Origin of the sequence: Streptomyces sp. NPDC002742 (assembly GCF_042888885.1) — a bacterium.
Taxonomy (GTDB): domain Bacteria; phylum Actinomycetota; class Actinomycetes; order Streptomycetales; family Streptomycetaceae; genus Streptomyces.
This window is the reverse complement of sequence record NZ_JBIAQF010000082.1, coordinates 1-1,121: the sequence shown is the minus strand read 5'-3', so window position 1 is coordinate 1,121 and position 1,121 is coordinate 1. Positions and strand designations below refer to the sequence as shown.

Genomic DNA, 1,121 nt, shown 5'->3' with positions numbered 1-1,121 from the left:
CTCCATCCCTGAGTTGTTCGGGGTGCGGGTGGGGTTGGTGCCTGATGCGGTGGCGGTGTCGGGTGTGGGCGGGAGTTTGTCGTACGGGGAGTTAGGAGTGCTGTCGGACCGGTTGGCGCGGGTCCTGGTGGAGAGCGGGGTGGTTCCGGGGGATCGGGTGGGGGTCTGTCTGGAGCGTGGTCCCGCTCTGGTGGTGGCGCTGCTGGCGGTGTTGAAGGCGGGGGCGGCGTATGTGCCGTTGGATCCGCACTATCCGGCGGAGCGGCTGGCGTTCGTCGCGCGGGACACGGGTTTACGGGTGGCGGTGGGTGAGGCGTCGGGTCCCTGTGCGGGGCTGGGTCTCACGGTGGTGGAGACGGGTGGTGAACCCGCTGATCCGGATGGCGGGCTGCCGCGGATCGGGGCGGACGCGGCGGCGTATGTGATCCACACGTCGGGTTCGACGGGCCGGCCCAAGGGCGTGGTGGTGGGACATCGTCACGTCGCGGCGTTGCTCGGGGCGACAGCGCGGGGGTTCGGGCTGGGGCCGGGGGACGTGTGGACGTTCTTCCACTCCTTCGCGTTCGACTTCTCGGTGTGGGAGATCTGGGGGTGCCTGCTGACGGGCGGGCGTCTGGTGGTCGTGCCGTTCACGGTGTCGCGTGATCCGGAGGAGTTCCACGCGTTACTGGTGCGCGAGGAGGTGACGGTGGTGAATCAGACACCGTCGGCCTTCTCGCAGCTGGTGGGTGCGCAGGCGTTCGGCGCCGGCGGGCTGGCGGTGCGGTTGCTGGTGTTCGGTGGTGAGCCGTTGGACCCGGGGATGCTGCTCCCGTGGTTCGACCGGTATCCGCCGTCGCGGTGCCGGGCGGTGAACATGTACGGGATCACGGAGACGACGGTCCACTGCACCTGGCACACCGTGACCCGGGCGGACGCGTTGACGGGCAGTCGCTCGGTGGGCCGGCCGTTGCCGGGCTGGGACCTCCACGTCCTCGACGACAGAGGCCGTCCAGCACCGCCCGGGGTGCCGGGTGAGATCCATGTCGGGGGCGCCGGTGTCTCGTTCGGCTACCTCGGCCGGCCGGAGCTGACCGCCGAGCGGTTCATCCCGGACCACCTCACGGGTGAACCGGGATCCA

The 1,121-nt window shown here is 70.4% G+C and carries 1 protein-coding gene; it reads left to right on the top strand.

Annotated elements, in window-relative coordinates; all coding sequences use genetic code 11:
* On the top strand, nt 1-1,121 hold a 1,121-nt coding region (locus ACFYW8_RS44575; RefSeq protein ID WP_389093935.1), incomplete at both ends, for an amino acid adenylation domain-containing protein.